The following is a 25,557-nucleotide window of genomic DNA, read 5'->3' as shown; positions in this document are numbered from 1 at the left end:
TAAGCAAGACGTGCGCCTGCGGCACACGTGGGCAAAATCATGTCAGGAACCAAGCCGGAGTCAAGGGGAATCCGGTCTTTTACGGAAAATAAACTTCGGCGGCCGATCTGGGCCGGCCGCCCGTCGGCGGTTTCAGGCCAGTTCGATGGCCACGGCGGTCGCTTCGCCGCCGCCGATGCACAGGGCGGCGACGCCGCGCTTGCCACCGCGGCGGCGCAGCGCATGGATCAACGTGACCACCAGGCGGGCGCCGGACGCACCGATCGGATGGCCCAGGGCGCAGGCGCCGCCGTGCACGTTGAGCTTGTCGTGCGGCACGCCCAGCTCCTTGATCGGGGCCATGGCCACGGCCGCGAACGCCTCGTTGACCTCGAACAGGTCGACGTCCGCCACGCTCCAGCCGGCCTTGGCCAGCACCTTCTGGATGGCGCCGACCGGGGCGGTGGTGAACCACTCCGGGGCCTGGGCATGGCTGGCGTGGGCGACGATCGTGGCCAGCGGGGTCAGGCCCTGGGCCTTGGCCGCGGCTTCGGAGGCCAGGACCACGGCGGCCGCGCCGTCGTTGATGCTCGACGAGCTGGCGGCGGTGATCGTGCCGTCCTTCTTGAAGGCCGGGCGCAGGCTCGGGATCTTGGCGATGTCGCAGCGGCCCGGCTGCTCGTCGGTGTCCACGACCACGTCGCCCTTGCGGCCGGCGACGGTGACCGGCGCGATCTCGTCCTTGAAGGCGCCCTCGGCCTGGGCGGCAAGCGCGCGGCGCACGGACTCGGCTGCGAAGGCGTCCTGGTCGGCACGGCTGAACGCGTACTTGTCGGCGCACAGTTCGCCGAACACGCCCATGGCCTGCTTGTCGTAGGGGTTGACCAGGCCGTCCCAGGCCATGTGGTCGAGCATCTCGATCGGGCCGAACTTGGTGCCGGTGCGCGAGCCCATCAGCAGGTGCGGGGCATTGGTCATCGACTCCATGCCGCCGGCGACCACGACCTCGGCCGAGCCGGCCTTGATCAGGTCGCTGCCCATCATGATCGCCTTCATGCCCGAGCCGCAGACCTTGTTGACGGTGGTGCAGCCGGCGGCGGTCGGCAGGCCCGCGCCCAGCGCGGCCTGGCGGGCCGGGGCCTGGCCCAGGCCGGCGGGCAGCACGCAGCCCATGATCACTTCGTCCACCTTGTCGCCGGCCACGCCGGACTGCTCCATCGCCGCCTTGATGGCGGTCGAGCCGAGCTGGGTGGCGGGCACGCCGGTGAACTGGCCGAGCAGGGCGCCGAGGGCGGTGCGCTTGGCGCCGGCGATGATGACCTTGGACATGGGAACTCCGAATGGACGCGGGGAAACGGCAATTATGCCCGAGCCGGCCAACGCGCCGGACGGACATTCAGGAGACGTATTGTCCTGCCCGTGGGGCGCTGCCGCCAATGGCCGCAACGGCCGGAATCTGGCGGAAGCCGCCCGGGTCGCGCGTATTCGTCTTTGGGACCCTAAGCGTCCCGCCTCCCCCGACGCACAAGAGAAACCCCATGATCCACACCGATGCCCAAGGCCACCCCCTGACCGGCGCCAGCGCCCAGGCCGCCGTCCTCTACGACCAGGCCCTGCACCAGCTGCAGTGCTATTCCGGCGATCCGGTCGCCACCCTGACCCAGGCCGTCGCCGACAGCCCCGCCTTCGTGATGGGCCACGCCGCGCTGGCCTGGCTCTACCTCACCGCCTCCGAAGCCGCGCCGCTGCCGCTGGCCCGCGAGGCCCTGCGTACCGCCGAAACCCTGGGCGCGACGCCGCGCGAACAGGCCCACCTGCGCGCCGCGTCCGCCTGGGCCGAAGGCCGCTGGCGCCTGGCCGCACGCACGCTCGAGGACCTGAGCATTGCCCACCCGCGCGACGCGCTGGCGCTGCAGATGGGCCACCTGCTCGACTTCTTCACCGGCGACGCCCGCATGCTGCGCGACCGCATCAGCCGGGCCCTGCCGGCCTGGTCGGCGTCGGTGCCCGGCTACCACGCCGTGCTGGGCATGCAGGCCTTCGGCCTGGAGGAATGCGGCCAGTACGCCCAGGCCGAGTTCACCGGCCACCAGGCGCTGGAGCTGCAGCGCCGCGACGCCTGGGCCTGGCACGCCGTGGCCCATGTGATGGAGATGGAGGGCCGGGTGGACGAGGGCATCGCCTGGCTCAACGAGGACACCGAGGCCTGGTCGAAGGACTGCTTCTTCGCCGTGCACAACTGGTGGCACCTGGCCCTGTACCACCTGGAGCGCGACGAGATCGGTCGCGTGCTCGAACTCTTCGACGGCCCGATCTTCGGCCACCGCCCGCAGACCGCGATGGACCTGATCGATGCCTCGGCCATGCTCTGGCGGCTGCAGCTGCGGGGCATCGATGTGGGCGAGCGCTGGACCGCCGTGGCCGAGGCCTGGGCGCCGCAGGCCGGCAGTGGCTGGTACGCCTTCAACGACGTGCACGCGGCGCTGGCCTTCGCCGGTGCGGGCCGCAAGGACCTGCTCGCCCAAGTGCGCGACGCGCAGCGCCGGGCCACCGCGGGCGCCGGCGACAACGCCCTGTTCACCGCCGAGGTCGGCGCGCCGCTGCTGGAGTCGCTGCTGGCCCTGGCCGACGGCGACCACCGCCAGGCGGCGCGCGGGCTGCGCTGGGTCCGGCCGATCGCGCACCGCTTCGGCGGCAGCCACGCCCAGCGCGACCTGATCGACCTGAGCCTGATCGAGGCGGCGATCGGCAGCGGCGACCGCGCCCTGGCCGAAGCCGTCACCGCCGAACGCGCGGCGACCAAGCCGGGCCGGGCGAGCACGGCGGCGCTGCTGCGGCGGGCGCTGGGCGCTGCGCCGGTGGCGCGCGCGGCCTGAGCGCGGCGCAAGAAAAAGGGCGGAGCCGCGCGGCTCCGCCCTTGGTTGCCTCTAGGCCGGGCGCCGTCCGACGCCGCTGCTTCAGCCGCGGTCTTCGAACAGCTCGCGGCCGATCAGCATGCGGCGGATCTCGTTGGTGCCGGCGCCGATCGCGTAGAGCTTGGCGTCGCGCAGGATCCGCCCCGTCGCGTATTCATTGATATAGCCATTGCCGCCCAGGGCCTGGATGCCCTCCAGCGCCACCTGCACCGCGCACTCGCTGGCGTGCAGCAGGCAGCTGGCCGAATCCACGCGGCTGGCACGGCCGGCGTCGAAATCGCGGGCCACCTGGTAGGCGAAGGCGCGGCTGGACTGCAGCGCCGTGTACATGTCGGCGATCTTGCCCTGCATCAGGCCGAAGGTGCCGATGGCCTGGTCGAACTGCTTGCGTTCGCGCACGTAGGGCAGGGCGACGTCGAGCGCGGCCTGCATCAGGCCCAGCGGGCCGCCGGTGATCACCAGGCGTTCGGTGTTCAGGCCGTTCATCAGCACCCGCACGCCCTGGTTCACTTCGCCCAGGACGTTTTCGGCGGGAATCTCGCAGTTCTCGAACACCAGTTCGCAGGTGTTGGAGCCGCGCATGCCCAGCTTGTCGAGTTTCTGGGCGGTGGAGAAGCCCTTCATGCCCTTCTCGACGATGAAGGCGGTCATGCAGCGCGAGCCCGCGTCCTTGCCGGCGGTGCGCATGTAGACCACCAGCACGTCGGCCTCGGGGCCGTTGGTGATCCACATCTTGTTGCCGTTGGCGATCCAGACGCCGTCGCGCAGATCGGCGCGGCAGCTCATCGAGCCGACCACGTCGGAACCGGCGCCCGGTTCGCTCATCGCCAGCGCGCCCTTCCATTCGCCGCTGCACAGCTTGGGCAGGTATTTGTGGCGCTGCGCCTCGCTGCCGTTGGCGTAGAGGTTGGACACGCACAGGTTGGAATGCGCGACGTAGCTCAGGCCGACGGAGCCGGAGGCGCGGGAGATCTCCTCCATCGCCACCAGGTGGGCCAGGTAGCCCATGTCGCTGCCGCCGTATTCGGCGGGCACGGTCATACCCAGCAGGCCCATCTCGCCCAGCTTGGGCCACAGGTCGGCGGGGAAGAGGTTGTCGTGGTCGATCTGCGCCGCCCGCGGGGCGATCTCGCTCTCGGCGAAGCGCCGGACGGCGTCGCGCAGGGCATCGAGGTCTTCACCAAGCGGAAACGTGCGCATACGTCAGATCCAATCCGGGGTCAGAGTGCATTTATCTTCGCGCCGTCGGTTCCTCGGAACCGACGGGCGGATGGCGTCGAATTGTCCGGGGCAGCGCGTGAAGATAAATGCACTCTGACCCCGGATTTTTTGTCAGTTGCCGCGGCGGCCCTGGAAACGCGGGGCCGGGGCGCCCAGGTGCGGCAGGCGCAGCTTGCCGATGGCGTTGATGCGCTCTTCGGCCATGCGGTCGGCGGCCTTGTTGGTCGGGATGCCGTCGCGCTTGCTGATCTCGAAGATGCGGCCGAGGTTGTAGTAGATCGTCCGCATCATGCGCATCGCGCGCTCGCGGTTGTAGCCGTCGATCTCGAGCGAGACGTTCATCAGACCGCCGGCGTTCACCGCGTAGTCCGGGGCGTACAGCATGCCCTTGGCGGCCACTTCCAGGCCCATCTGGTCGTTGGCCAGCTGGTTGTTGGCGGCGCCGCAGATGATCTTGCACTTCAGGCGGGGCAGGGTCTTCTCGTTCACCGTGCCGCCCAGGGCGGTCGGCGAATAGACGTCGGCGTCCACGTCGTAGATGTCGTCCAGGGCCACGGCCTCGCAGCCGAACTCGTCGACGGCGCGCTGCACGGCGTCCTTGTTGATGTCGGTGACGAAGACCTTGGCGCCGCGCTCGCGCAGCAGCTTCACGAACTCCATGCCGACGTGGCCCACGCCCTGCACGGCGTAGGAGTAGTTGCCCACTTCCTCGTTGCCGAACTTGACCTGCAGCGCGGCCATCAGGCCCTGCAGGGTGCCGTAGGCGGTGAACGGCGACGGGTCGCCCGAGCCGCCGTGCACCTGGTGCACGCCGGTCACGAACTCGGTCTCGCGGTACACGTATTCCATGTCGTTGACGTCGATGCCGACGTCCTCGGCGGTGATGTAGCGGCCACCGAGCGAGTTCACGAACCGGCCGAACGCGCGGAACAGCGCCTCGGACTTGTCCTTGTTCGGGTCGCCCCAGATCACCGCCTTGCCGCCGCCCAGGTTCAGGCCCGACACCGCCGCCTTGTAGGTCATGCCGCGGCTCAGGCGCAGCACGTCGTTCAGGGCTTCCGCCTCGCTCGCGTAGGGCCACATGCGCGTGCCGCCCAGCGCGGGGCCCAGCACGGTGTTGTGGATCGCGATGATGGCCTTCAGGCCGGCGTCCTTGTTATGGCAGAACACCACTTCCTCGTGGCCCGAGGTGGAGATGGTTTCGAAGATCATGGAAAGCTCCGGTCCGGCGGAAAACGCGGGCGCCTGCGCGAGTGCTGGCGTGCGTCGTTACTCGAAGAGTGTTCCGCAAGTGATTGAATTAAATGGCTATGTCCCGGGGCAGCCAAGGCGCCCCCGGGTCAAGGCGCGCCGTAGTGTAAAGCAAACGCTCTAGACGGGCAGGTGACCGGTCCGCAGGCCGCATTCCGCGTCCGTCGGTCCATTCGCGCCGTCCGGCGGTCGCGGCCACTTCTGCGTGTCCGGTTCCCGGCGGCGCGGGCGTTCTCCTGAGGGCTTGGCGGTTTTGTCTCTCCCCGGAAAACCGCCAGCCTCCAACCCTTAGAGCAGGGTTTATTGGGCGACCGCCGCGCGGTCGCCCTTTTTTTGGTCGATCGCCTTCACGCGCTCTCCTCGCGGGCCGACGGCTAATGGCGCGTCTTCCGTCCCGGACCGCCATGGCGCTCGAGTTGCCGCTTCCCTCCGCGCCGCCCCTCGATCCCGACGAAGCCGTACTGGTCGCGCTGATCGGCCGCATCCGCTTCGGCGACGCCGACGCGCTGGGTCAGCTCTACGACCTGGCGCTGGGCCGCGTCTACGGCCTGGCCCTGCGCGTGCTGCGCCAGCCCCAGGACGCCGAGGAAGTGGTCAGCGACGTCTTCCTGCAGGTCTGGGACCGCGCCGTAAGCTATTGCCCGGAACGGGGCGCAGTGATGGCCTGGCTGCTGACCCTGGCGTGGAGCCGCGCGGTCGACCGCCGGCGCCGCGGCCGCCGTCAGCGGCTGGAACAGCCCCTGCATCCGGGCGGTGCCGACGAGGCGTATACGCCGGGTGAAGATGAATCCGCACCGGTGCTGATCGAACGCCTGGACCAGGCGAAGGCGATTCGGCGCGCCCTGGAGGCGCTCACCCCCGCCCAGCGTCGCGTGCTGGAACTGTCGTACCAAGAGGAGTTGTCGCAACCCGAGATCGCGCAGCGCACCGGACTGCCGCTGGGCACGGTGAAATCGCACGCCCGTCGCGGCCTGGCCGCGCTCCGGGCGGCGCTGCAGGGGGAGGGCGACCGGCCATGAGCACACGCAAGCCGCCCCGCGACGACCTGCTGCTGGCCGCCCTGGCCGGCCTGCTGCCGGAGAGCGCGCCGGCACCCGCGGCCGCGTCGGCGCTGCGCGCCCGGATCCTGGCCGGTGCGCGCCGCATGCGCACGAAGGTGGTGCGCGCCGACGAAGGCGAATGGAAACCCTTCGTGCCCGGCATCCGCATCAAGACCCTGCGCCGCGACGAGGCCGAGGGCACCCAGACCAGCCTCTGGCGCATCGAGCCGGGCGCGGCGGTGCCGCCGCATCCGCACACGCGCGAAGAGGAATGCCTGGTGCTGGAGGGTTCGGTCCTGCACGACGGCGTCGAATATTTCCCGGGCGACTTCCTGCTCGCGCCGCCGGGCGAACGGCACAAGGCCTTCGAGGCCCCGAAGGGCGCGCTGCTGATGATCCGCAGCGAGCTCATCCCCGACCCGGAACGCCTGCGCAAGCTGTCCGCGCCGGATTCCGAGACCTAGGTGCATCCGACCGGCCCGCCGCCCGCGTAAGGCCGCTCGCACGCCCAAGCGTGCTTGCCAAAGGCCTTGCCCGCCATGACCCGCTTCTCCGCCAGCCTGCTGGCCCTCGTGTTCGCGAGCGCCGCGTCCCTTGCCGCCGCCCAGTCCCCGGCCCCCGCACCCCGCGCCGAGGGCGACGCCGCCCGCCCGCGCAGCCCGGCCGAGATCGCCGCGGCCAGCCCGGTGCCGATCTGGCGGCGCAACGGCCTGCTGGTCGAGCAGGGTGGCCGTGCGCTCTACACCTATACCGAAGACCTGCCTGGCCAGAGCCGCTGCGACTCCGCCTGCGAAGCCCTGTGGCCGCCGCACTACGCCGCGCCCGACGCCAAACCCTTCGGTCCCTTCACCCTGGCCCGGAGCCGCGATGGCCGCCCGATGTGGGCCTGGCAGGGCAAGCCGCTCTATCGCTGGGTCTCCGACCGCAAGCGCGGCGCCGCCGGCGGCGACGGCGTGGCCGGCGTCTGGTTCCTGGTGAAGGTGCCGCCGGCGCTGCAGTCGCAGGTGACCCCGTATTTCCCGATGCCGATGCCGCGACCGGGCCAGACCCGGCCGGCGCCTCCTTCCACGCCTTCCGCCACGAGGACCACCCGATGAGTGTTTTCCGACGTTCCGCGCTGTCCGGCGCCTGCCTGCTGGCGCTATGTTCCCACGCCTTCGCCCAGGAGACCGGCGACGACGACGGCTTCGATACCTCCGGCAAGCTGCTGCTCACCGGCGGCGTGAGTCAGGTGGAAGGCTCGGCCGGCGGCGGCCTGACGCCCTGGGCCGTGATCGGCGGTTACGGCACCCGCGACCAGGTCGGCGGCAACGCCTTCTATACCCGCGTCAACGTCGACGACTACGGCCTCGACAGCTACGGCGTGCTGGTCGGCTTGTACGACCGCGTCGAGCTGAGCGTGTCGCGGCAGAAGTTCGACACCGAGAACGTCGGTGCGGCCCTGGGCCTGGGCCGCGGTTTCACCTTCACCCAGGACACGATCGGCGTGAAGGTGAAAATCGCCGGCGACGCCGTGCTCGAGCAGGACAGCTGGATGCCGCAGATCGCCATCGGCGCCCAGTACAAGAAGAACGACCAGTCGGCCGTGCTGGCCTTCGTCGGCGCCCGCGACGACAGCGGCGTGGACTACTACATCAGCGCGACCAAGCTGTTCCTGGCCCAGAGCCTGCTGGTGAACGGCACCGTGCGTTTCACCCGCGCCAACCAGTTCGGCATCCTGGGTTTCGGCGGCGACCTCAACGACGACTACCAGCCGCAGTTCGAGGCCTCGGTGGCGTACCTGATCAGCCGCAACGTGGCCATCGGCGCCGAGTACCGCAACAAGCCCAACAATCTGGGCATCGCGGTCGAGGAAAACGCCTTCGACGCCTTCGTCGCCTGGGCGCCGTACAAGAACGTCTCGCTGACCGTCGCCTACGTCGACCTCGGCAACATCGTCATCGCCGACGACCAGCGCGGGCTCTACGCCTCGCTGCAGGTCGGCTTCTGAGCCCCACGGAGAACGCCATGAACTTCCGCACCCGATTGATCTTCCTGCTGGCGCTGGGCCTGGCCCTGCCGGTGTTCGCCCAGGACCCGGCGGTCAGCGCCGAGGAACAGGCCGTGCTCGACGAGGAGGCCCGGCTCGAGGCCGAAGAGGCCGCCGCCGCGCCTGCCGCCAACGACCCCACCGCGCCCAACCCGGCGCCCGCCCACCCCGAACTGCGGCCGGTGCTCGACCAGTTCGGCGGCGAAGCCGGCCTGACGAAGCTGATGGACACCTTCATGGCCGGCCTGCTGGCCGACGAGAAGATGGGCCCGTTCTTCGCCAATGCCGACCAGGCGCGGGTGAAGCGCCAGCTGGTCGAGCAGTTCTGCGTGATCCTGGGCGGCGACTGCACCTACACCGGCCGCGACATGAAAAGTTCGCACGCCGGCCTGGGCATCGACCGCGCCGACTTCAACCGCCTGGTGGAAGTGCTGCAGGTGGCGATGGACCAGCACGACGTGCCCTTCAGCGCCCAGAACCGGCTGCTGGCCAAGCTGGCGCCGATGCACCGGGAAGTCGTGACCGAGTGAGTGGGGCGGCGGGGCCGGCGTAGGGCAAGGCGCCGGCTCCGCCTTTTTCTTTGGATTCAGAAGTGTGAACCGTGCGCCGCGTCACGATTTCAGGCGGGGTTCGGGCAGGGTGGGCCAGCCTGTGCCCGATGAAAACCCGCCCCGAAACTCCTAGACTCGCGGCCATGACCGACCTGCAGCGCATCGACGACCTGCCCGGAAGCTTCGGCTACGGCGCCGGTGTGCTTTACGGTCTGCCGCAGCCGCCGCGCTGGATGGGCCACGTGAACCCCGACCTGCAGAAGGTCATCCTGCTGCTGAACTCCGGCGACCTGCTGTTCGGCCACCTGGTGGGCCTGGACTGGGAGGGCGGCAACGTCATCCTTCGCGCCGGCGACGAGACCCATTCCAACCCCATCGGCGACCTGCGCGGCATCCTGCTCAGCGCCGAGGCCGAGGGCCAGCCGGTGGCGCCGCCGCAGTCGGTGATGAGCACGCTGCGCTACCGCGACGGCGGCGAATGGACCCTGCACGCGCACACCGCCAGCGCCGACCTGTTCGGCGCCGGCTTCTTCGCGGTGGCCGAAGGCGAGCTGCACGCAATCTTCGTGCCCTGGCGCGCCCTGGCCGACAACCGGGTGACCTTCGAATCGGGCCTGGACGATCACCGCCGCGCCCGCCTGCAGCGCGAGGTCGCCTTCCGCCGCGGCGCCGAGATCGACCGTCTGCGCGGCGCCAGTCTGGAGCTGGTGGACGCCGCGCGACGGCGCGATGCCGAAGTGCGGCGCAGCGCCTACGCCAAGTCCTTCTGCGAGACCCTGGGCGGCTGAGGCCCGGGCGGGGCGGGCAGGGGCCCGCGGGGACGCTACAATCGGGCCTTCCCCGCACCCGCCGTACGAGTCCGCCCCATGAGCACCCCCGCCTCCCAGGTCCCGACCGCCGACACCCAGGCCGAACGCAGCCCGCTGCGCTTCGTCACCGCGGCCAGCCTGTTCGACGGCCACGACGCCGCCATCAACATCATGCGCCGCCTGATCCAGGCGCAAGGCGTGGAGGTGGTGCACCTGGGCCACAACCGCAGCGTCGAGGACGTGGTGCGCGCCGCGCTGCAGGAAGACGCCGACGGCATCGCGCTGTCGAGCTACCAGGGCGGCCACACCGAATACTTCAAGTACATGGTGGACATGCTGCGCGAGCGCGGCGCGTCGCACATCCGCGTGTTCGGCGGCGGCGGCGGCACCATCACGCCCGAGGAGATCAAGGAGCTGCAGGACTACGGCGTCGAGCGCATCTACCACCCCAACGACGGCATGCAGATGGGCCTGGTGGCGATGATCGAGGACCTGGTCCGCCGCACCGAAGCCGCCCGCAAAATCCGGGGTCAGAGTGCATTTATCTCCACGCCCGGCGGCAAGAAGAAAGGCGCGGGCAAAGCCGAGGCCGACACCGGCTTCGCACCCGACATCAACGACGAGATCAGCATCGGCAAGATGCTGACCGCCATCGAAGAAGGCGAACTCGACGAGGCCCAGCTGGCCACCCTGCGCAAGGAATGGCAGCTGGCCGGCGGCAAGACCCCGGTGATCGGCCTCACCGGCACCGGCGGCGCCGGCAAGTCCAGCGTCACCGACGAGCTGATGAACCGCTTCCTGCAGCATTTCCCGGAAATGCGCATCGCCGTGATTTCCGTCGACCCGACCCGCCGCCGAACCGGCGGCGCCCTGCTGGGCGACCGCATCCGCATGAACTCGCTGCGCAGCCCGCGCGTCTTCATGCGGTCGATGGCCACCCGCCGCCAGCACGCCGCCATCAATGCGGTGCTGAAGGACTGCGTGGCCTTCCTGCGCGCCCAGGGCTACGACCTGGTGATGGTGGAAACCGCCGGCATCGGCCAGTCCGATTCCGAGATCGTGGACCTGGTGGATTTCCCGGTCTACGTGATGACGTCCGATTTCGGCGCCCCCAGCCAGCTCGAGAAGATCGACATGCTCGACTTCGCCGAGCTCGTCGTGCTGAACAAGTTCGACAAGCGCGGCGCCGAGGATGCGTTGAGGGACGTGCGCAAGCAGTGGAAGCGCAACCGCGTCGCCTTCGCCCTGAAGGACGAGGAGGTGCCGGTCTATCCGACCATCGCCAGCCAGTTCAATGACCCCGGCGTGAGCTGGATGTTCAGCAACCTGTGCCGCCTGGTGAAGGCCAAGCTGGCGCCGTCGAGCCCGCACTGCGATTTTTCGCCGAACGTCGACACCGGCCTGAAGGAACCGCGCGCCACCGTGCTGATCCCCGGCGCCCGCACCCGCTACCTGGCCGAGATCGCCGAACAGGGCCGCCAGATCAACGCCAGCATCGAACGCCAGGCCGAAGCCGCCGACCGCGCCCAGAGCTACTGGCAGAGCCTGCACGACCTGGACGACGCCGACCTGCCGCGCCAGCTCGACCTCTACGACCCGCACCACCTGCTGGTGCAGCGCGCCCCGGCCACGCCCGGCGCCAACCCGAACGAATGGCCCGCCTGCGGCGAGCGCCGCACCGGCCAGGAGCGCCGCAAGGTGGTGTTCAAGTGGCAGCAGGCCCAGGGCGCCGACGCCCGCGGCCCGCTGGAGGAACGCCGCGCCGCCAGCGTCGACCGCAGCCTGGTCACCCTGCGCCAGCGTTACAACGACGCGGTGAAGGCGCTCAGCGCCGAATCCATTGCCCTGCTGCGCGAATGGCCCGAGCGCCTGAAGTCCATCACCGACGAGGTGGGCGAATACAAGGTGCGCGACAAGACGATCCGCGTCGAGAACTACCGCGAATCGCTCAGCCACCAGAAGATCCCGAAGATCGCCGCGCCCACCTACAAGAGCTGGGGCGAGCTGCTGACCTTCCTGAGCAAGGAAAACCTGCCGGGCGCCTACCCGTACACCGGCGGCGTGTACCCGTACCGCCGCAGCGGCGAAGACCCGATCCGCATGTTCGCGGGCGAGGGCACGCCGGAACGCACCAACCGGCGTTTCCACTACCTCAGCGTCGGCCAGCCGGCCGCGCGCCTGTCCACCGCCTTCGACAGCGTCACCCTGTACGGCGAGGACCCGGCCGAGCGCCCGGACATCTACGGCAAGATCGGCAACTCCGGCGTGTCCATCGCCACGCTGGACGACATGAAGAAGCTGTATTCCGGCTTCGACCTGTGCGCGCCGTCCACCAGCGTGTCCATGACCATCAACGGCCCGGCGCCGATGATCCTGGCGATGTTCATGAACACCGCCATCGATCAGCAGGTCGAGAAGTACCTGCGCGAGGACCAGAAGCGCTGGGACGAAGCGCACAAGAAGATCGAGGCCTTCTTCGAGGGCAAGAAGCGCCCCGAATACCACGGCGAGCTGCCGCCCACGAACGACGGACTGGGCCTCGGCCTGCTGGGAATCACCGGCGACCAGCTGGTCGAGCCCGAGGTCTACGAGCAGATCAAGGCGAAAACCCTCAGCACCGTGCGCGGCACCGTGCAGGCCGACATCCTGAAGGAAGACCAGGCCCAGAACACCTGCATCTTCAGCACCGAATTCGCCCTGCGCATGATGGGCGACATCCAGCAGTTCTTCGTGGATCGCAAGGTCCGCAACTTCTACTCGGTGTCCATCAGCGGCTACCACATCGCCGAAGCGGGGGCGAACCCGATCAGCCAGCTGGCCTTCACCCTGAGTAACGGATTTACGATCGTCGAGTACTACCTGGCGCGCGGCATGCACATTGATGACTTCGCGCCCAACCTGAGCTTCTTCTTCAGCAACGGCATGGACCCGGAGTACACGGTGATCGGCCGCGTGGCCCGCCGCATCTGGGCCCGCGCCATGCGCGAACGCTACGGCGCCAACGAACGCAGCCAGATGCTGAAGTACCACATCCAAACCAGCGGCCGCTCACTGCACGCGCAGGAGATCCAGTTCAACGACATCCGCACCACGCTGCAGGCCCTGTACGCGCTGTTCGACAACTGCAACAGCCTGCACACCAACGCCTACGACGAGGCCATCACCACGCCCACCGAAGAAAGCGTGCGCCGCGCCGTGGCCATCCAGATGATCATCAACAAGGAACTGGGCCTCAACTTCAACGAGAACCCCTGGCAGGGCAGCTTCGCCGTCGACCACCTGACCGACCTGGTGGAAGAGGCCGTGTACCGCGAGTTCGAAGCCCTGAGCGAACGCGGCGGCGTGCTGGGCGCCATGGACACCATGTACCAGCGCGGCAAGATCCAGGAAGAAAGCCTGTACTACGAACACAAGAAACACGACGGCAGCCTGCCCCTGGTGGGCGTGAACACCTTCCTGCCCAAGGACCACGCGGGCGAGGTGGCCACCACCATCGAACTGATCCGCAGCACCGAAGGCGAGAAGGGCGCCCAGATCGCGAACGTCCGGACCTACCAGCTGGCCCGAAACCCCTTGGCCTCAGACCACCTCAAGCCCCTGCAGTCCACCGCCCGTGACCGGAAGAACATCTTCGCGGCGTTGATGGAGGCGGTGAAGACGCATTCACTGGGGCAGATCAGTCATGCGCTTTATGAGGTGGGTGGGGAGTATCGCCGGAACATGTAACTTCAAATCAAAAGAAGTATCTCGGCTGTTGCGTGAAGCTTCGATTTCTCATGGCTCAAGCTTGTTCTCTGACAAGAGCGAAAAAATAGATGCCTACACTGGAGACTATAGAAATCCGAACCCTTTCAGGGTATGCCCGCGCAATTGCAGCAGAGCCAGATGAGCTAAAGTGGTTCAGGGGTGTTTCGTCCTCGACGCACAGGCTTGTTCCATCGCTCTATCGTCATCCGACTATTGGCGTGTCCGCGCAATTACTTGGGTTGGAGGCATCTTTAATCACTCGCTTTCGCGAAAGAGCGCAGCCCATGGTCAGTAGAGCGCTTCCGGTTGACAGGTTGGAGCTGATGTTCCTAATGCAGCACCATGGAATGCCTACTCGGCTGCTTGACTGGTCGGAGAATGCATTCGTAGCACTGTTCTTCGCTCTATGTGATCTCCGCCGGGATGCGACCGGAACGACAACTGGATCGTCGTGTGTATGGAGGCTAAAGCCGGTCCTGTGGAATAGGACGGTTCATGCACACATCAATTATTCGGGAGAGCCGTTTTCCGTGGGGGATAGCCGGCTAACTAATGGATACGTTCAGGTTGGCGACGGAGCAACGCTTATGGATCGCCCGGTTGCGGTTTATGGTGTGCATAACAGCCCAAGAATTGTTTCCCAGCGCGGTGTTTTTACTCTTTTTGGGAGATCTATGGACCCAATGGAGGATGTTTTCACTGCTGGAGCCTTCGAAGATGGAACTCTTCAAAAAATAGAAATTAATGGAGTTCATCAAGAGTCTGTGTTCCGTGAGCTGCTTGGAGCGGGGGTGCTGGATTCGACCGTATTTCCTGACTTGGACGGTCTGGCGCGTGAACTGAAGCGATCCGCAGGATTTGGAGCCAGGTGATGTTCAAAGTGCAGGCGCATGATCGGCGAACGGTTTCGTGGTGGAACTCCCGCCGGAACGAGATAGATTTTTCTCCGCCGTACCAGCGGAAAGGTAATGTTTGGTCCGAAAGCGCGAAGGCGTATCTGGTTGATTCGATAATCAACGACTACGACATCCCAAAGATTTATCTGGCAGATTTCTCGTTTGGGAACACATCGCTAAACGTTATCAATCGGCGCTACGCAGTTATTGATGGAAAGCAGCGCCTGGAAGCGATTATTGATTTTGTTGGGAATAAGTTTCCGCTTAGACAAGACTTTGTGTTTGAGGCCAATCCACTTCTTAGCCTGGGGGGGCTTTTCTACAAGGATCTGAAGGAAACTCACTCTGAAGTCGCTGACCGGTTTGATCAGTTCAACTTGGATGTCATGAGCGTCATTACGGATGATGAGGCGAAGATCAACGACCTTTTCATCCGGCTAAACTCGAGCAAGCCACTTACTGCGCCTGAATTCAGGAATGCAATGAAGGGTGTGGTGCCGAAGCAAATCTCCGCCATAGCAAAGCACGACTTCTTCAGGACTAGGGTGCGTTTCTCAACCAAGCGCGGTGAAGACAAGGCGGTTGCAGCAAAGCTTCTTCTGCTTGAGTTCAGGGGGAAAATAGTTGACACGAAGAAGACTCAAATTGATCGATTGGTTGATGAGGGCGTCAAAGCGGAGTCCCCTGGGTTTGAAAAGGCCGCATCTCGAGTCAATGCAGTTTTGGGTTGGATGGAGAAGGTGTTCGTTCCTCGAGATGTCTTGTTGTCCTCACAAGGCCCGTTAACTGTCTACTATCAGGTTTGCCGTCAGACTGGACCGGTGCCCGGGCTGCGAGAAAAGTTCGTAAGGTTTAACGAGCTTAGGCAAAAAAATAAGGAGAAGGTTGCCGAAGGCCTGCCTGGTGATCATGATCTGTCGAACTTCGACATGATGGCGAGAAACACAAATGACTCTGGGAGTATTCGGCTGAGAACAGAGATTCTGCTTCGCTATCTCGGAAAATAGTCTTGGCTTGTTGTAGGCGAGGTCGTTGGGGTTGCTTGGGATTCTTCATTGCGCCAGTTGCGGCGCGTTCTGGTATCTAGTCCATCCTATTTCCCGGCGTCCTAGGTCGGTGGTTTGTGGTTGAGCGGATCTTTGGTGCGCCAGTCTGAGGTGTGCGGCTATTTGCAAAAGTGTCGGGATGCTCTCGTTGATCCACCAAGTCCGCGGTCTTCAGAATGCAGTCAATCGTAGTTGCCGGGCCCTGGTTGCGGACTTTGGTATAGCTTGATCCCGGGGCTCCCTACTTCTAGTCCGAGTTCTGTTGAAGGCCATCGCCGTGGAGAGAATGTTCCCATGAACAAAAGCGTTGTCTGCCTATGGTTCGAACACGACGCCGAAGAAGCCGCGCGCTTCTACACGCGCCTTTTCCCGCAGAGCCACCTCGGCGCAGTCCACCGCGCACCTTCCGACTACCCCGATGGCAAAGCCGGCGACGCCTTGACCGTGGAATTCGTCGTCGCGGGCATCCCGTGCATCGGCCTCAACGGTGGCCCGGCGTTCAAGCACAGCGAAGCCTTCTCCTTCCAGATTTCGACCGAAGACCAGGAAGAGACGGACCGCTACTGGAACGCCATCGTTGAAAACGGCGGCAAGGAAAGCCAGTGCGGGTGGTGCAAGGACAAGTGGGGCATCAGCTGGCAGATCACGCCGCGGGTGCTGACGGAAGCCATGGCTGCCGGCGGCGACGTAGCCAAGCGCGCGTTCGAGGCGATGTTTCCGATGCGCAAGATCGACGTGGCGGCCATCGAAGCGGCGGTGCGCGGCGGGAAGTAGGGCCAGGCTTCGGCCTCTGACCCGGCGCAACCCCGGTCAAGCCTCTTCGGCCACCCGGTGCGAGTAGTAGGGCCGCGGCCGCCGGTCGAAGAGGTCGTAAAGCGCCTTCAGGTTCGACGGATCCGGATTGAGCCAGGCCTCCAGGTCCTCCGGCTGTATCCGCACGATCATCCGGTCATGCCCGGCGGCCCTGACTTCCGGTGGCGGCTCGTCGGTGATGATGGCGAAGGAATGCAGGCGCTCGTCGCCGTCGCCCCAGTCCGACCACAGGCAGGCCACCAGCATCGGTTCGCCGTCGTCGGGGGTGAACTCGACTTCGGTCGACTTGCCGTCGCGGTCCACGCGTTCGTAGAAGGAATTCACCAGCACCACGGCGTGCCGGTGGCCGAACAGCGGCTTCCAGAAAGTTTCCAGGGAATCGAGGCGGGCGTTGTACAGGCCGGGGCGCGCCTTCTCGAACGCTTCGTCCACGTACGCGGGCCGGCAGCGGTAGCGCATGGGCGTGACCAGGCGCTTGCCGTCCTGCACGATCATCACCGGCACGAACTGGCCGGGCCACAGGCGCGAGTCCGCGGGCTGCAGGTCCAGGCGTTGCAGGCCGGCGAGGCGGCGTTCGGCGGCTTCGATCTTGCGCTGGGCGATGCGGGCGTCGTCCGCGGCCTTTTTCGTGGGCCGCGGGCTGGCTAGTCTGGCTTCGGCGGCCTGCAGCCGTTCGCGCAGGGCGGCGATTTCGGCCTGTTCGTCCTTCACCTGGTCGGCCAGGCCGCGCAGGAAGGCGGCGGCGATTTCCTGTTCCGCCGGCGAGCTGCCGTCCACAAACGACAGCGCCACGGCCTTCGGCACCTTGTAGGCCTCGCGGGCCTTTTTCAGGTCGCGGTTGGCGATGCGCACGTATTCGTGAATGTCCAGCACGGCCCCGTACTTGCGCACGAAGGCCTTGTAGCTGGCTTCGATCTGGGCGGAGTAGCACATGTGCGAAGCATAACGCGGGCCGGCATTTCGCGGCGCTGGCATAATGCCGGCCGACATGGCGCAATTTCGAGTTCAAGGATGATCAGCAGCCGGCGCCCGCGCCCGATGGCGCACCAGGCGGCCACCGCATGGATGCAGGGCCTGCAGTCGGAGGTTCGCGTGACCCGATACGAACAGGCTGCCAAGTTCACGCTCACGTTCCAGGGCCATCGACTGCAGGCGCGCCGGGACGGGCAGGGGCCGGCGCTGTGGCTGATCCACGGCTTCCCGACCTCCAGCCGCGACTGGCGCGGGCTGTGGTCCGAGCTGGCGGCACAGCACGAAGTGTTCGCGCTGGACATGCTGGGCTTCGGCGCCTCGGCCAAGCCGCGCAAGTTCGTCTATTCCATCGCCGCGTCGGCCGACCAGTGGGTGGCGCTGGCCGAAGCCACCGGCGTGCGCAAGGTGGCGGTGCTGGCCCACGACTACGGCAATACCGTGGCGCAGGAACTGCTGGCGCGGCAGCGCGAGGGCCGGCTGGGCTTCCGCATCACCTCGGTGGCCTTCCTCAACGGCGGCCTGTTCCCCGAGGCCACGCGCCCGCTGCGCATCCAGCGCCTGCTGGCCGGGCCGCTGGGGCCGCTGCTGGTTCGCTTCATTAGTGAGCGCACCTTCACCGCCAGCCTGCAGCGCATCTGCGCCCGGCCCTGGCCCGACGGCGAACTGGCCGAAGCTTGGCAGCAGCTCACCCGCGACGGCGGCAAGGCCGTGATGCCCAAGCTGCTGCGCTACATCGCCGAACGCCACCGCCACCGCGAACGCTGGGTCGGGGCCCTGCAGCACGCCACCGTGCCCCTCGCCCTGATCAACGGCCTGGAAGACCCCATCTCCGGCCGCGGCATTGTCGCCCGGTGGCGCGAGCTGCTGCCGCAAGCGCCGGTGTATGAACTGGCGGGGGTGGGGCATTACCCGCAGGTGGAAGCGCCCAATGAGGTGCTGGCCGCCTATCGCGACTTCATGGGCGAAGGCTGACGGCGTGATCTCACGAACGCGGCACGGCCGAAGGTGGCCGACGCGCTACGGCTTCGCCGAGGTGCCTTTGCAGGCAGGGTATGTCTCGCAGCCGAAGAATCGGTCGCCGGTTCGACGGTTCTGTCGCTCAACCATTCCGCGACCACATCGTGGGCAGGTGAGGCTGGGTGCCGGCACTTCTTCCGAGAAGGGCGATGGTTGCGCTCCTGCACTGATTTCTTGCATGAGGCTTCCCAACTGGGCGCCTGTGACCAGGTGGACGGGCTTGCCGGCAGCAAACGTCGCGGCATCGGCGGTGAATTCACCAGTACATACAATCCACACGCCGTCGGCCTGGTGGTGTTGCAGCAGCCCCCACATCTCACGGACCGTCGTGACGCTCACCTGGCGACGCTTCCAGTGCTTGCATTGCACCAGTTCTTTCCGGCCTCCCTTCCTGAGGATCAGGTCGATACCACCGTCCGGTCCGCCACCGCCAGTTTCCACGACCTGATATCCCTGTCGATGGAACCATTCGGCCACGAGGCTTTCGAACTGGCGCCAGCTCAGGGCCGACAGCTCAAGGGTTTTCGATTGGGCATCAAACAGGCGGGCACGCTGGCGCTGTTTGATGTAAGAAAGACCAGCGCCAAGCCAGCAGATCAACAGGACGACCCAGGAGAACACTTGCACGGGGCCGTTGGCCAGGCCCTGGGCGAAGGCTTTCGAAATGGCCGAGCTGTCCTGGCTGAAGTACCACGGGGCGCCATACCTGACCAGCAGAAAGCCGGCGATGCCCAAGCCGATCCCGACGGGCCACGGCATTGCGGCAAGGGCTTCCAGTCCTGAGGTTCGGCGTCGTGCGGCCATCGGGGTCTCTTGAGAGGATTAAGAGGTGACCGCCGCGAAGGGGCTGAACAGGTCACCGGGTAGGGGATGGGTCAGTCATCGTTACGGAAGACGGCATGCCTATCCGATCTTCGCTCCGAATGCGTTTCGATGGTGGCCAAGGAAAATGGCCTGTTCTGGCCGGAATCGTTCCACCCGACGACTTGGGTCGATTCCCCAGCGATCGAGGACGTCCCGCGGCAGGGACTCGTGCACATGAATTCGTCCGTCGTCCTCGAAGGTAATCAGGTGGTCGTCGAACAGGGCGTCTACGTGTGGCGAGAGCATGATGCCGTTGTGGCCATTGATTCGCTCGGCATTGCTCGAGTCTTTCCACGGCTTGATATGGCTGGCGATCAACACGCGGGTTTCGGTCACGCCGGTTACGCGGCACGTTGGGTCAAGCAGGATGACGCGCTTCCGGAACAGGCCCTGACCGATACGGGCCTTGGCGAGTTGCGGCTTCTGGGTATCTGGAATCGAAAGGTCGCCTTCGATCCGGTGCAGGTCCTCGAGGAGCGCTGGACCGAGTTCCGGCTCGCTGATCCGGTTCGTCGCTGGAAGCAGGGTCCCAGCGTCCATCAGTTCCACCAGGACCGCGCCCAGGGCGTCTGAGATCCCGGCCAGATAACAGCCTTGATTGCCATGGCCGTTGGCCTGTATCGGAGAGTGGCGTGCAGGTAGCAGGGGCGCGATGGCCTGGGCGTGGGCTTGCGGTCGAAGGGCCCGCGGAACGGGCACGAAGTCGACCTCGACAAGCCAGCCTTCATTGGCCCAGTTGTCACCGACATTGCCGAACTCGATCGGTTTGGGGCTGGGGGTAGCCGCCGCGGTCACGCGGCCAACCGCTCCGATTTGGGCATTGGCGAATGAGAAGACGACATCACCCACTCGGGCATGGCGCAAGTTCTCGTAAGTCTGATTGAAGGCGCCGTTGGCGTTGCGATAGGGCGACCACAGGTAGCCACCACGCACTTCGTGGTCGCGTGTCTGCTTGTGGTTGACCCACCAAAAGGCCATCGGATTCTCCCTCTGACCAGGTTACGTCAACTGGGGTAGGCGAGGAATAGCCCTGGGACTGCCGACCCCACTGCGCGCAATTCACTGATTCCCGCGGGCCTGGAGCAACGGCAAGGTGCGCGGACTTGCGCGGTTAGCAGACCGGCGCAGCTATAACGGGTTGCGTTATATAACGGGGAGCGTTACATTCGACCATGATCGGCAGCTTCGCGGATCAGGAAACAGAGCGGGTTTGGGATGGTTCGGGCTCGCGGCGGTTGCCCCAGGCCATCCAGCCGGTGGCCCGGCGGAAGCTGAGGATGCTGGCTGCGGCGGCGACGCTGGATGATCTGCGGGTGCCGCCGGCCAATCGCCTCGAGGCGCTCAAGGGAGGGCGTCGCGGCCAGTTCAGTATCCGCATCAACGATCAGTGGCGGATCTGTTTCCGCTGGCGTGACGGCGAAGCGTTCGAGGTTGCCATCGTCGACTACCACTGAACGGGGTTGCCCATGAATCGTCTACCCAACATCCACCCTGGCGAGATCCTGCTCCAGGAGTTCCTGTCGCCCCTGGGCATCAGCCAGAACGCCGTGGCGCGGGCCGCGGGCGTTCCGCCGCGGCGCATCAACGAAATCGTTCTCGGCAAGCGTGGCGTGAGCGCGGATACGGCGCTCCGGCTGGCGGCAGCGCTGGGCACCAGCGAGCGGTTCTGGCTGGAGCTCCAGGCAACGTACGATCTTGAAGAGGCGCGCCGAACGTTGGGCGGCAAGCTGGGGCGGATCCAGCGGATTGCGGCCTGAGCCCCGCCGGCCTACCTGACCCGCTTAACCCGATCCCGATACGCCTTCACATTGTCCCCGGGGATGCGCGAGTTGCGCACGCCGGTCACGTCGCCGGTCTTGCGGTCGGTGCCCGTCACCGGTTTCGCGTCGACTTTGGTCTCGCGCTCGAAGGCATGCGACTTGTCGGTGTTGCGGTAGTAGCGGTAGATCGCCCAGTACAGGGCCGCGGCGCCGGTGGGGCCGAGGGCGAGCAGCCATACGCCATTGTCGTCGCTCATTACTGCGCTGCCAGTAGGGCGATCACGATCGCCTCGATGAAGGTGCCGGTGGTGATGGCGGCCAGCAGCAGCTTCCACTGCTGGATCGGGATGCTGCCCATGGTTTCGCCGGTGCGGCCGTTCACTGCGATGTAGTGCAGCATGCCGCTGCCGGGCTGCTGGTAGGAATACAGCCACACCGGCAGGTACATGGCCACCCAGCGGGTGCCGTGCACGTCCAGGCTTTCCTCTTCCCAGCGCACGCCGCGGTCGTAGCGGCCGGTCGACGACTCCACCTGGTGGCGGGCGATCGACAGCAGCTGGTCTTCCAGGCGCGGGCGCAACGCCTCGACGTCGGCGTCGCGCTTCTCGGACGTGAAGCCCGCCAGGTAGGACGCGTTCCACTTCACCGCGTTCTTCACGTCGAAGGGCAGGATGGTGTTGATGATGTTGTTGGTGTTGACCTTGGTGTCGAGCTTGCCGCGGGCGCGGTTGGACTCCAGCGGCAGGTCGTCCACGGTGAAGTCCACGTGCCGCTGCACGGCGTACACGTCGGCGTCGTAGTAGGTCTTCTTGTCCTTGCCGCTGCCGCGGGTGTATTCGCGGGTCTTGATCTCGCCTTCGCCGGCGATGTCGGCGCTGCACTTGCCGTCCACGATCATGTAGGGCAGGTACACGCCCACCACGTTCTCGGGCGTGAACTGCTCCTTGAACTCCTTCAGCGCGAACATCCGCCGCTTGTCCACGAACTGGCGGATGCGCGCCACCGCGTCGTCCTTCTTGATCCGGAAGGGCAGCACGGCGTCGGGCACGGCGCCGTTGGCGATCTGCTCGTTCACGCCGAACTGGTGCCGGCACCAGTGGCAGCGCGCCGTCATCGAGTTTTCCGTGTTGACCGTGACTTCGGCGCCGCAGCCCGTGCACTTGAAGGTCATCAGGTGCGAGACGTCGGCGGCGATGTTCTGCGCGCCCGAGGAGATGATGGTGCCCGAGAGGTCGTCCAGGCCTTCGCCCAGCCCGAAGGCTTCCTCCACGCCCTCGCCATGCCATTCGTGCCGGCAGAACAGGCAGATCAGCACGTCGGTGCCGGGCCGCTGCCGGATGTCGGTGGCGCCGCACTTCGGGCAGTGGTTCTGGCCGTCCTTGAGTTCCTCGGACGCGGTGTCGATGGCGACCGGGTCGGGCGCCAGCACCTCGTCACGGATGGGCTTGGGCAGGGTGGCCGGGTCCACCGGGAAGGTGCCCGGCAGCGGCGGCACCTCCTGCGGCGAACCCGGTCCGATGCCGGGCGGAAGCGGGGGCGGAAGCGGCGGCGGATTGGCCATGGCAGTGATCCGGCTCCGGGCTTACAGGCCGAGCGCCTTGGCCTTGAGCGCGTCGTAGTCGCTCTGCGTGATCAGGCCCAGGTCCAGCATCTCCTTGGCCTTCTTGAGCTTGGCCACCGGATCGTCGGCCGCCGGTGCCACCGGCTGCTGCATGCCGCCCACGCCCAGCATGCCGGTCGCCATGCCGACGCCGACCAGGCCCGCCGCGCCGCCGTTCTCGCCGGCCGACTGGATGCCCGCCGCCACGCTGGCCTGCAGGTTGGAATTGCCGCGGGCACCGGCCAGCGCGTCGGCGCGCTGCACGGTCTTGAGCAGTTCCTTGGTGTTGGCGTCGTACTCGATCGAAATGATGGCCGTCTTGACGATGGCCAGGCCGCGACCGGAGCTCCACTGGTAGGCGTTCTCGACCGCCGCCGACAGGCTCTGGGCGAAGCCGATCGAGTCCTGCTGCAGCTTGCTGATGCGGTTGCCCTTGGCCGGATCGTTCGAGTACAGGCTGAAGGCCGGCGCCAGCGAACCCACCACCTCGTTGAAGAGCTGGCTGGCGGCGGCATTGTCGATGTCGGTGAAGTCGAACACCTGGCCCGGCTGCAGGTACTTGGCCGGCACGAAGTTCTTCACGAACAGGATCGGGTCGGTGATCTTGAGCGTGTACGAGCCGCGCGTCACCGCGCCGACCTGGGTGTTGAGGAAGCCGTCGTCCCAGTAGATTTCCGACTGGGTGCCGAAGCGGTTGTCCGGCAGCTCCTTGAGCGAGACGAAGAAGGCCAGCTGCTGGCCGCCCGGCTGGCCGCCGAACTTGAAGCGCTCCCAGCTCTGCTTGATCAGCGGGCTGACGATGCCGTCGCCGGCGAAGATGGACTGGGAGTTGATGTCGTCCGAGCGCCATTCGTAGCCGCCGGCCTCGGCCGCGAAGCCGGTGATCTTGCCGTCCTGCATCAGCAGCAGGCCGTAGCCTTCGGGCACGACGATCTTCGAGCCGTTGCTGATGATGTTCGAGGAGCCCTTGGTGTTCGAGCCGCGGCCGGCGTTCGTGCCCTGCGGCACCGCGGCGAACAGCGCGGCCGTGGCCGGCAGCCCGGCCGGCACCGTGTAGAAGTCCTTCCACTGGTCGGCCAGCACGCCACCGACCGAACCGACCACCGCCTGTACGAGACCCATGACTGCTCTCCATGTTTCGTGGCCGGTACGCTACCGGCCCTGCCATTCGAATATAACTCGGGGCGGCGACCGCAGTGCCACCCGTCACCGCTTGAAATCCGGCAACCCGTCTCCAGACACGATCGCCGTAGGCCACTAACGGAAAATGGCGGCGCGGGCGGACCTGCCGCCCGCTGGCGCGCCGCGCGGGCTCCGGAGACAATCGCCGCGTCCCGCCGCCAGGAAGCCCATGCGAACCTTCGTCCTTCGCGCCCGCGCCGCGCCCACCGACCGCCAGAAGCTGCTGGCGGCCATCGGCCAGGAGGCGCACCCGGAAATCCTCGCCCACACGCTGATGAACGCGATCTTCGTGGCGCAGTCGCACCGGCCGGACGTGGTGGTCTACCTGGTGCTGGAAAGCACGCAGGACTTCTCGCGCACGATCCGCTTCGAGGCCAGCGCCATGCACGCCATCGGCGGCTTCGACGAGCGCTCGCTGCTGGGCAAGGTCGCGGCCGCGCTGGACGTCTCCCGCGGCATGGGCAAGGAGGAGTCGCGGCCGGTGGAATCGGGCGTCACCGTGCGCACGGTCGCCTTCGAGCGGCTGGTGCAGGAGCTGGCCGCCGATCACCAGCTGTTCGTGATGGACCCGAAGGGCACGCCGATCCGCGAACAGGTCTTCGCCGAACGGCCCTGCTTCCTGCTCACCGACCACATCCCGATGCCGAAGAACACCTTCCACACGCTCGACCGCCTGGGCACGAAGCGGATTTCGCTGGGCAGGAAGATGCTGTTCGCCTCGCAGTGCGTGGTGCTGATCCACCACGCGCTGGACGAGCGTTGACGTCCTGCTTGCATCGGCCAGGGTTCCCGGCCTGTAATGCCCCATGCCCGAGAACCTCCTTGCCTTCCGCCTCCAGGGTCCGAAAACCTTCGCCCAGGCCGTGGACGAAGTCGACGACTGCCTCCGCCAGGCGATGGCGCAAGGCGAACGGCGCGTGTTGATCGACGTGCGCGGCCTCACCGGCTTCGCCAAGCCCGATCTCTTGGCCCGCGTGGGCATGGTGCGGCGCTGGGCGGCGACGACCCAGGGGCGGTTGCGCATGGCGATGATCAGCCCTCCCGAGCTCAACGACGGCGAGCGCTTCGACGTGGTGCTGGCGCAGGGACTGGGCTTCGACGGCAATGTCTTCGAAAGCGAGGAAGAGGCCCGCCACTGGCTGGCGCAGGAGGCCGCGCTTTGGGCCGGGCCTCCGCCCGCCTTCTAGGTAGCGCCCGGCGCCTCAGGCCGTCCGGTCTGCGCGCACGTAGGTCTTCCACACGTAAGCCCAGGGCACCACCAGCGCCAGCAGCGGCAGCGCCAGGAAGGATTCGGCGACGGGCTGCGCGCTCGAGCCTTCCATCGTGCCCGCCAGCCACAGCGGTGCCGCGACGAAGCCCAGGAACACCGCCTTGTAGCCCAGGGTGAAGAGCATCAGCGGCAGCCAGCGCAGCGGCTTGAACAGCGCGAACACCGCCAGCGTGGGGTAGGTCGCCCACACCGCCCAGGTCACGGCGTGCAGTGGATCCCAATCGCCGCGGTGGTCCAGCAGCACGCCCCAGGCGTTGGGCGCGACGAAGATCAGCATCAGGAAGTAGAACAGGCGAAGTCCCCAGATCTGGACAGGGCGCACGCCCTCGTGGCGCGACTGGTCGGTGCGGAACGGATAGGCAAGGTCCATGCTCATTCCTCGGCGGGCTGGGTCGGGTCGTGGGCCAGCAGGTCGCCGGGCTGGCAGCCCAGGGCGGTGCAGATGGCCTCGAGGGTGGAGAAGCGGATGGCCTTGGCCTTGCCGGTCTTGAGGATCGACAGGTTGGCGACGGTGATGTCCACGCGCGTGGCCAGTTCGGTCAGGGTCATGCGGCGCGCGTGCAGCAGTTCGTCCAGGCGCACGGTGATCGCCATG

General features: G+C 66.6%; 27 protein-coding genes and 1 pseudogene. 17 read left to right on the top strand and 11 right to left on the bottom strand.

Translation table 11 applies throughout. The features are described 5' to 3' along the window. Positions 1-132: 132 nt before the first annotated feature. Positions 133-1,308, bottom strand: coding sequence for a thiolase family protein (locus E1B00_RS03445; protein ID WP_139445732.1), 1,176 nt, complete (start codon positions 1,306-1,308; stop codon positions 133-135). Between the two features lie 209 nt (positions 1,309-1,517). Between E1B00_RS03445 and E1B00_RS03440 the strand changes: the two genes are divergently transcribed. After that, positions 1,518-2,855 (top strand): tetratricopeptide repeat protein, encoded by a 1,338-nt coding sequence (locus E1B00_RS03440; protein WP_139445729.1) that lies wholly within the window; start codon positions 1,518-1,520, stop codon positions 2,853-2,855. An 81-nt stretch (positions 2,856-2,936) separates the two neighbouring features. Here E1B00_RS03440 and E1B00_RS03435 read toward each other — a convergent pair whose 3' ends face one another. Together E1B00_RS03435 and E1B00_RS03430 are read right to left on the bottom strand one after the other, a co-directional pair. Further along, a complete protein-coding gene (locus tag E1B00_RS03435; RefSeq protein ID WP_139445726.1) occupies positions 2,937-4,094 on the bottom strand; it encodes an isovaleryl-CoA dehydrogenase in 1,158 nt (385 codons plus the stop codon). 132 nt (positions 4,095-4,226) lie between these two features. Next, entirely contained in the window at positions 4,227-5,327 is a 1,101-nt protein-coding gene (locus E1B00_RS03430; protein ID WP_139445723.1) for a Glu/Leu/Phe/Val dehydrogenase dimerization domain-containing protein, read from the bottom strand. Positions 5,328-5,770: 443 nt separating this feature from the next. Here E1B00_RS03430 and E1B00_RS03425 point away from each other — a divergent pair, with 443 nt between their 5' ends. The 11 genes and pseudogenes from E1B00_RS03425 to E1B00_RS03380 all read left to right on the top strand — a co-directional run bounded on the left by E1B00_RS03425 (position 5,771) and on the right by E1B00_RS03380 (position 16,258). After that, complete coding sequence (locus E1B00_RS03425) at positions 5,771-6,385, top strand: sigma-70 family RNA polymerase sigma factor (RefSeq protein WP_176693108.1); 615 nt, start codon at positions 5,771-5,773, stop codon at positions 6,383-6,385. Then, entirely contained in the window at positions 6,382-6,870 is a 489-nt protein-coding gene (locus E1B00_RS03420; RefSeq protein WP_139445719.1) for a cupin domain-containing protein, read from the top strand. Before E1B00_RS03425 ends, E1B00_RS03420 begins: the two co-directional genes overlap by 4 nt. 75 nt (positions 6,871-6,945) lie before the next feature. After that, positions 6,946-7,503, top strand: a complete 558-nt coding sequence (locus E1B00_RS03415) for a COG4315 family predicted lipoprotein (protein ID WP_139445717.1) — start codon at positions 6,946-6,948, stop codon at positions 7,501-7,503. After that, on the top strand, positions 7,500-8,396 hold the full coding sequence (locus E1B00_RS03410; protein ID WP_139445714.1) for a DUF3034 family protein: 897 nt from the start codon (positions 7,500-7,502) through the stop codon (positions 8,394-8,396). Before E1B00_RS03415 ends, E1B00_RS03410 begins: the two co-directional genes overlap by 4 nt. A gap of 17 nt (positions 8,397-8,413) precedes the next feature. After that, complete coding sequence (locus tag E1B00_RS03405; protein WP_139445712.1) at positions 8,414-8,965, top strand: group I truncated hemoglobin; 552 nt, start codon at positions 8,414-8,416, stop codon at positions 8,963-8,965. Between the two features lie 164 nt (positions 8,966-9,129). Next, a complete protein-coding gene (locus E1B00_RS03400; RefSeq protein WP_139445709.1) occupies positions 9,130-9,774 on the top strand; it encodes a hypothetical protein in 645 nt (214 codons plus the stop codon). Between the two features lie 78 nt (positions 9,775-9,852). Continuing rightward, on the top strand, positions 9,853-13,521 hold the full coding sequence (locus E1B00_RS03395; protein WP_139445706.1) for a methylmalonyl-CoA mutase family protein: 3,669 nt from the start codon (positions 9,853-9,855) through the stop codon (positions 13,519-13,521). Positions 13,522-13,610: 89 nt separating this feature from the next. Continuing rightward, positions 13,611-13,952 (top strand): annotated as a pseudogene (locus tag E1B00_RS15925) (FRG domain-containing protein); the annotation flags it as partial. A 177-nt stretch (positions 13,953-14,129) separates the two neighbouring features. After that, complete coding sequence (locus E1B00_RS15745) at positions 14,130-14,414, top strand: hypothetical protein (RefSeq protein ID WP_246048458.1); 285 nt, start codon at positions 14,130-14,132, stop codon at positions 14,412-14,414. Beyond that, positions 14,414-15,445 (top strand): DUF262 domain-containing protein, encoded by a 1,032-nt coding sequence (locus tag E1B00_RS03385; protein ID WP_139445700.1) that lies wholly within the window; start codon positions 14,414-14,416, stop codon positions 15,443-15,445. Before E1B00_RS15745 ends, E1B00_RS03385 begins: the two co-directional genes overlap by 1 nt. A 333-nt stretch (positions 15,446-15,778) precedes the next feature. Next, positions 15,779-16,258 (top strand): VOC family protein, encoded by a 480-nt coding sequence (locus tag E1B00_RS03380; protein WP_139445696.1) that lies wholly within the window; start codon positions 15,779-15,781, stop codon positions 16,256-16,258. A gap of 36 nt (positions 16,259-16,294) precedes the next feature. On the opposite strand, the gene E1B00_RS03375 is transcribed toward E1B00_RS03380, so the two are convergent. Then, a complete protein-coding gene (locus tag E1B00_RS03375; RefSeq protein ID WP_139445693.1) occupies positions 16,295-17,230 on the bottom strand; it encodes an SOS response-associated peptidase family protein in 936 nt (311 codons plus the stop codon). Positions 17,231-17,308: 78 nt separating this feature from the next. On the opposite strand from E1B00_RS03375, the gene E1B00_RS03370 reads away from it, so the two are divergent. After that, complete coding sequence (locus tag E1B00_RS03370; RefSeq protein ID WP_220396227.1) at positions 17,309-18,241, top strand: alpha/beta fold hydrolase; 933 nt, start codon at positions 17,309-17,311, stop codon at positions 18,239-18,241. 45 nt (positions 18,242-18,286) lie between these two features. Here the strand turns inward: E1B00_RS03370 and E1B00_RS03365 are convergent, their stop codons facing one another. Both E1B00_RS03365 and E1B00_RS03360 read right to left on the bottom strand, forming a co-directional pair. Next, positions 18,287-19,090 (bottom strand): restriction endonuclease, encoded by an 804-nt coding sequence (locus tag E1B00_RS03365; protein ID WP_139445690.1) that lies wholly within the window; start codon positions 19,088-19,090, stop codon positions 18,287-18,289. Between the two features lie 99 nt (positions 19,091-19,189). Next, positions 19,190-20,128 carry an HNH endonuclease gene (locus E1B00_RS03360; RefSeq protein ID WP_139445687.1) on the bottom strand — a complete coding sequence of 313 codons (939 nt, stop codon included), beginning with the start codon at positions 20,126-20,128 and terminating at the stop codon, positions 19,190-19,192. A 194-nt stretch (positions 20,129-20,322) separates the two neighbouring features. Here E1B00_RS03360 and E1B00_RS03355 point away from each other — a divergent pair, with 194 nt between their 5' ends. Together E1B00_RS03355 and E1B00_RS03350 are read left to right on the top strand one after the other, a co-directional pair. Beyond that, on the top strand, positions 20,323-20,604 hold the full coding sequence (locus E1B00_RS03355) for a type II toxin-antitoxin system RelE/ParE family toxin (protein WP_139445684.1): 282 nt from the start codon (positions 20,323-20,325) through the stop codon (positions 20,602-20,604). Between the two features lie 12 nt (positions 20,605-20,616). Beyond that, the gene (locus tag E1B00_RS03350; RefSeq protein WP_139445681.1) at positions 20,617-20,907 is read left to right on the top strand and encodes a HigA family addiction module antitoxin; all 291 of its coding nucleotides are present in this window, start codon (positions 20,617-20,619) and stop codon (positions 20,905-20,907) included. Positions 20,908-20,918: 11 nt separating this feature from the next. On the opposite strand, the gene E1B00_RS03345 is transcribed toward E1B00_RS03350, so the two are convergent. From E1B00_RS03345 to E1B00_RS03335, 3 genes are read right to left on the bottom strand one after another with little or no spacing between them, the layout of a single operon-like run. Next, complete coding sequence (locus E1B00_RS03345; protein WP_139445677.1) at positions 20,919-21,167, bottom strand: hypothetical protein; 249 nt, start codon at positions 21,165-21,167, stop codon at positions 20,919-20,921. After that, positions 21,167-22,471, bottom strand: a complete 1,305-nt coding sequence (locus E1B00_RS03340; protein ID WP_139445675.1) for a TFIIB-type zinc ribbon-containing protein — start codon at positions 22,469-22,471, stop codon at positions 21,167-21,169. Before E1B00_RS03340 ends, E1B00_RS03345 begins: the two co-directional genes overlap by 1 nt. 21 nt (positions 22,472-22,492) lie before the next feature. Then, positions 22,493-23,632, bottom strand: coding sequence for an SPFH domain-containing protein (locus E1B00_RS03335; RefSeq protein WP_139445673.1), 1,140 nt, complete (start codon positions 23,630-23,632; stop codon positions 22,493-22,495). A gap of 229 nt (positions 23,633-23,861) precedes the next feature. On the opposite strand from E1B00_RS03335, the gene trmY reads away from it, so the two are divergent. Beyond that, positions 23,862-24,455 (top strand): tRNA (pseudouridine(54)-N(1))-methyltransferase TrmY, encoded by a 594-nt coding sequence (gene trmY / locus E1B00_RS03330; protein ID WP_139445669.1) that lies wholly within the window; start codon positions 23,862-23,864, stop codon positions 24,453-24,455. A 43-nt stretch (positions 24,456-24,498) separates the two neighbouring features. Then, positions 24,499-24,879 carry an STAS/SEC14 domain-containing protein gene (locus E1B00_RS03325; RefSeq protein WP_139445667.1) on the top strand — a complete coding sequence of 127 codons (381 nt, stop codon included), beginning with the start codon at positions 24,499-24,501 and terminating at the stop codon, positions 24,877-24,879. A 15-nt stretch (positions 24,880-24,894) separates the two neighbouring features. Here the strand turns inward: E1B00_RS03325 and E1B00_RS03320 are convergent, their stop codons facing one another. Both E1B00_RS03320 and E1B00_RS03315 read right to left on the bottom strand, forming a co-directional pair. Further along, a complete protein-coding gene (locus E1B00_RS03320; protein ID WP_139445664.1) occupies positions 24,895-25,332 on the bottom strand; it encodes a hypothetical protein in 438 nt (145 codons plus the stop codon). 2 nt (positions 25,333-25,334) lie between these two features. After that, positions 25,335-25,556 carry a helix-turn-helix domain-containing protein gene (locus tag E1B00_RS03315; protein ID WP_139445661.1) on the bottom strand — a complete coding sequence of 74 codons (222 nt, stop codon included), beginning with the start codon at positions 25,554-25,556 and terminating at the stop codon, positions 25,335-25,337. Position 25,557: the final 1 nt, after the last annotated feature.

It is taken from the genome of Arenimonas terrae (genome assembly GCF_006265115.1).
GTDB classification, from domain to species: domain Bacteria; phylum Pseudomonadota; class Gammaproteobacteria; order Xanthomonadales; family Xanthomonadaceae; genus Arenimonas; species Arenimonas terrae.
The sequence above is the reverse complement of the archived record's forward strand: the minus strand, read 5'-3'. Positions and strand labels throughout refer to the sequence as shown.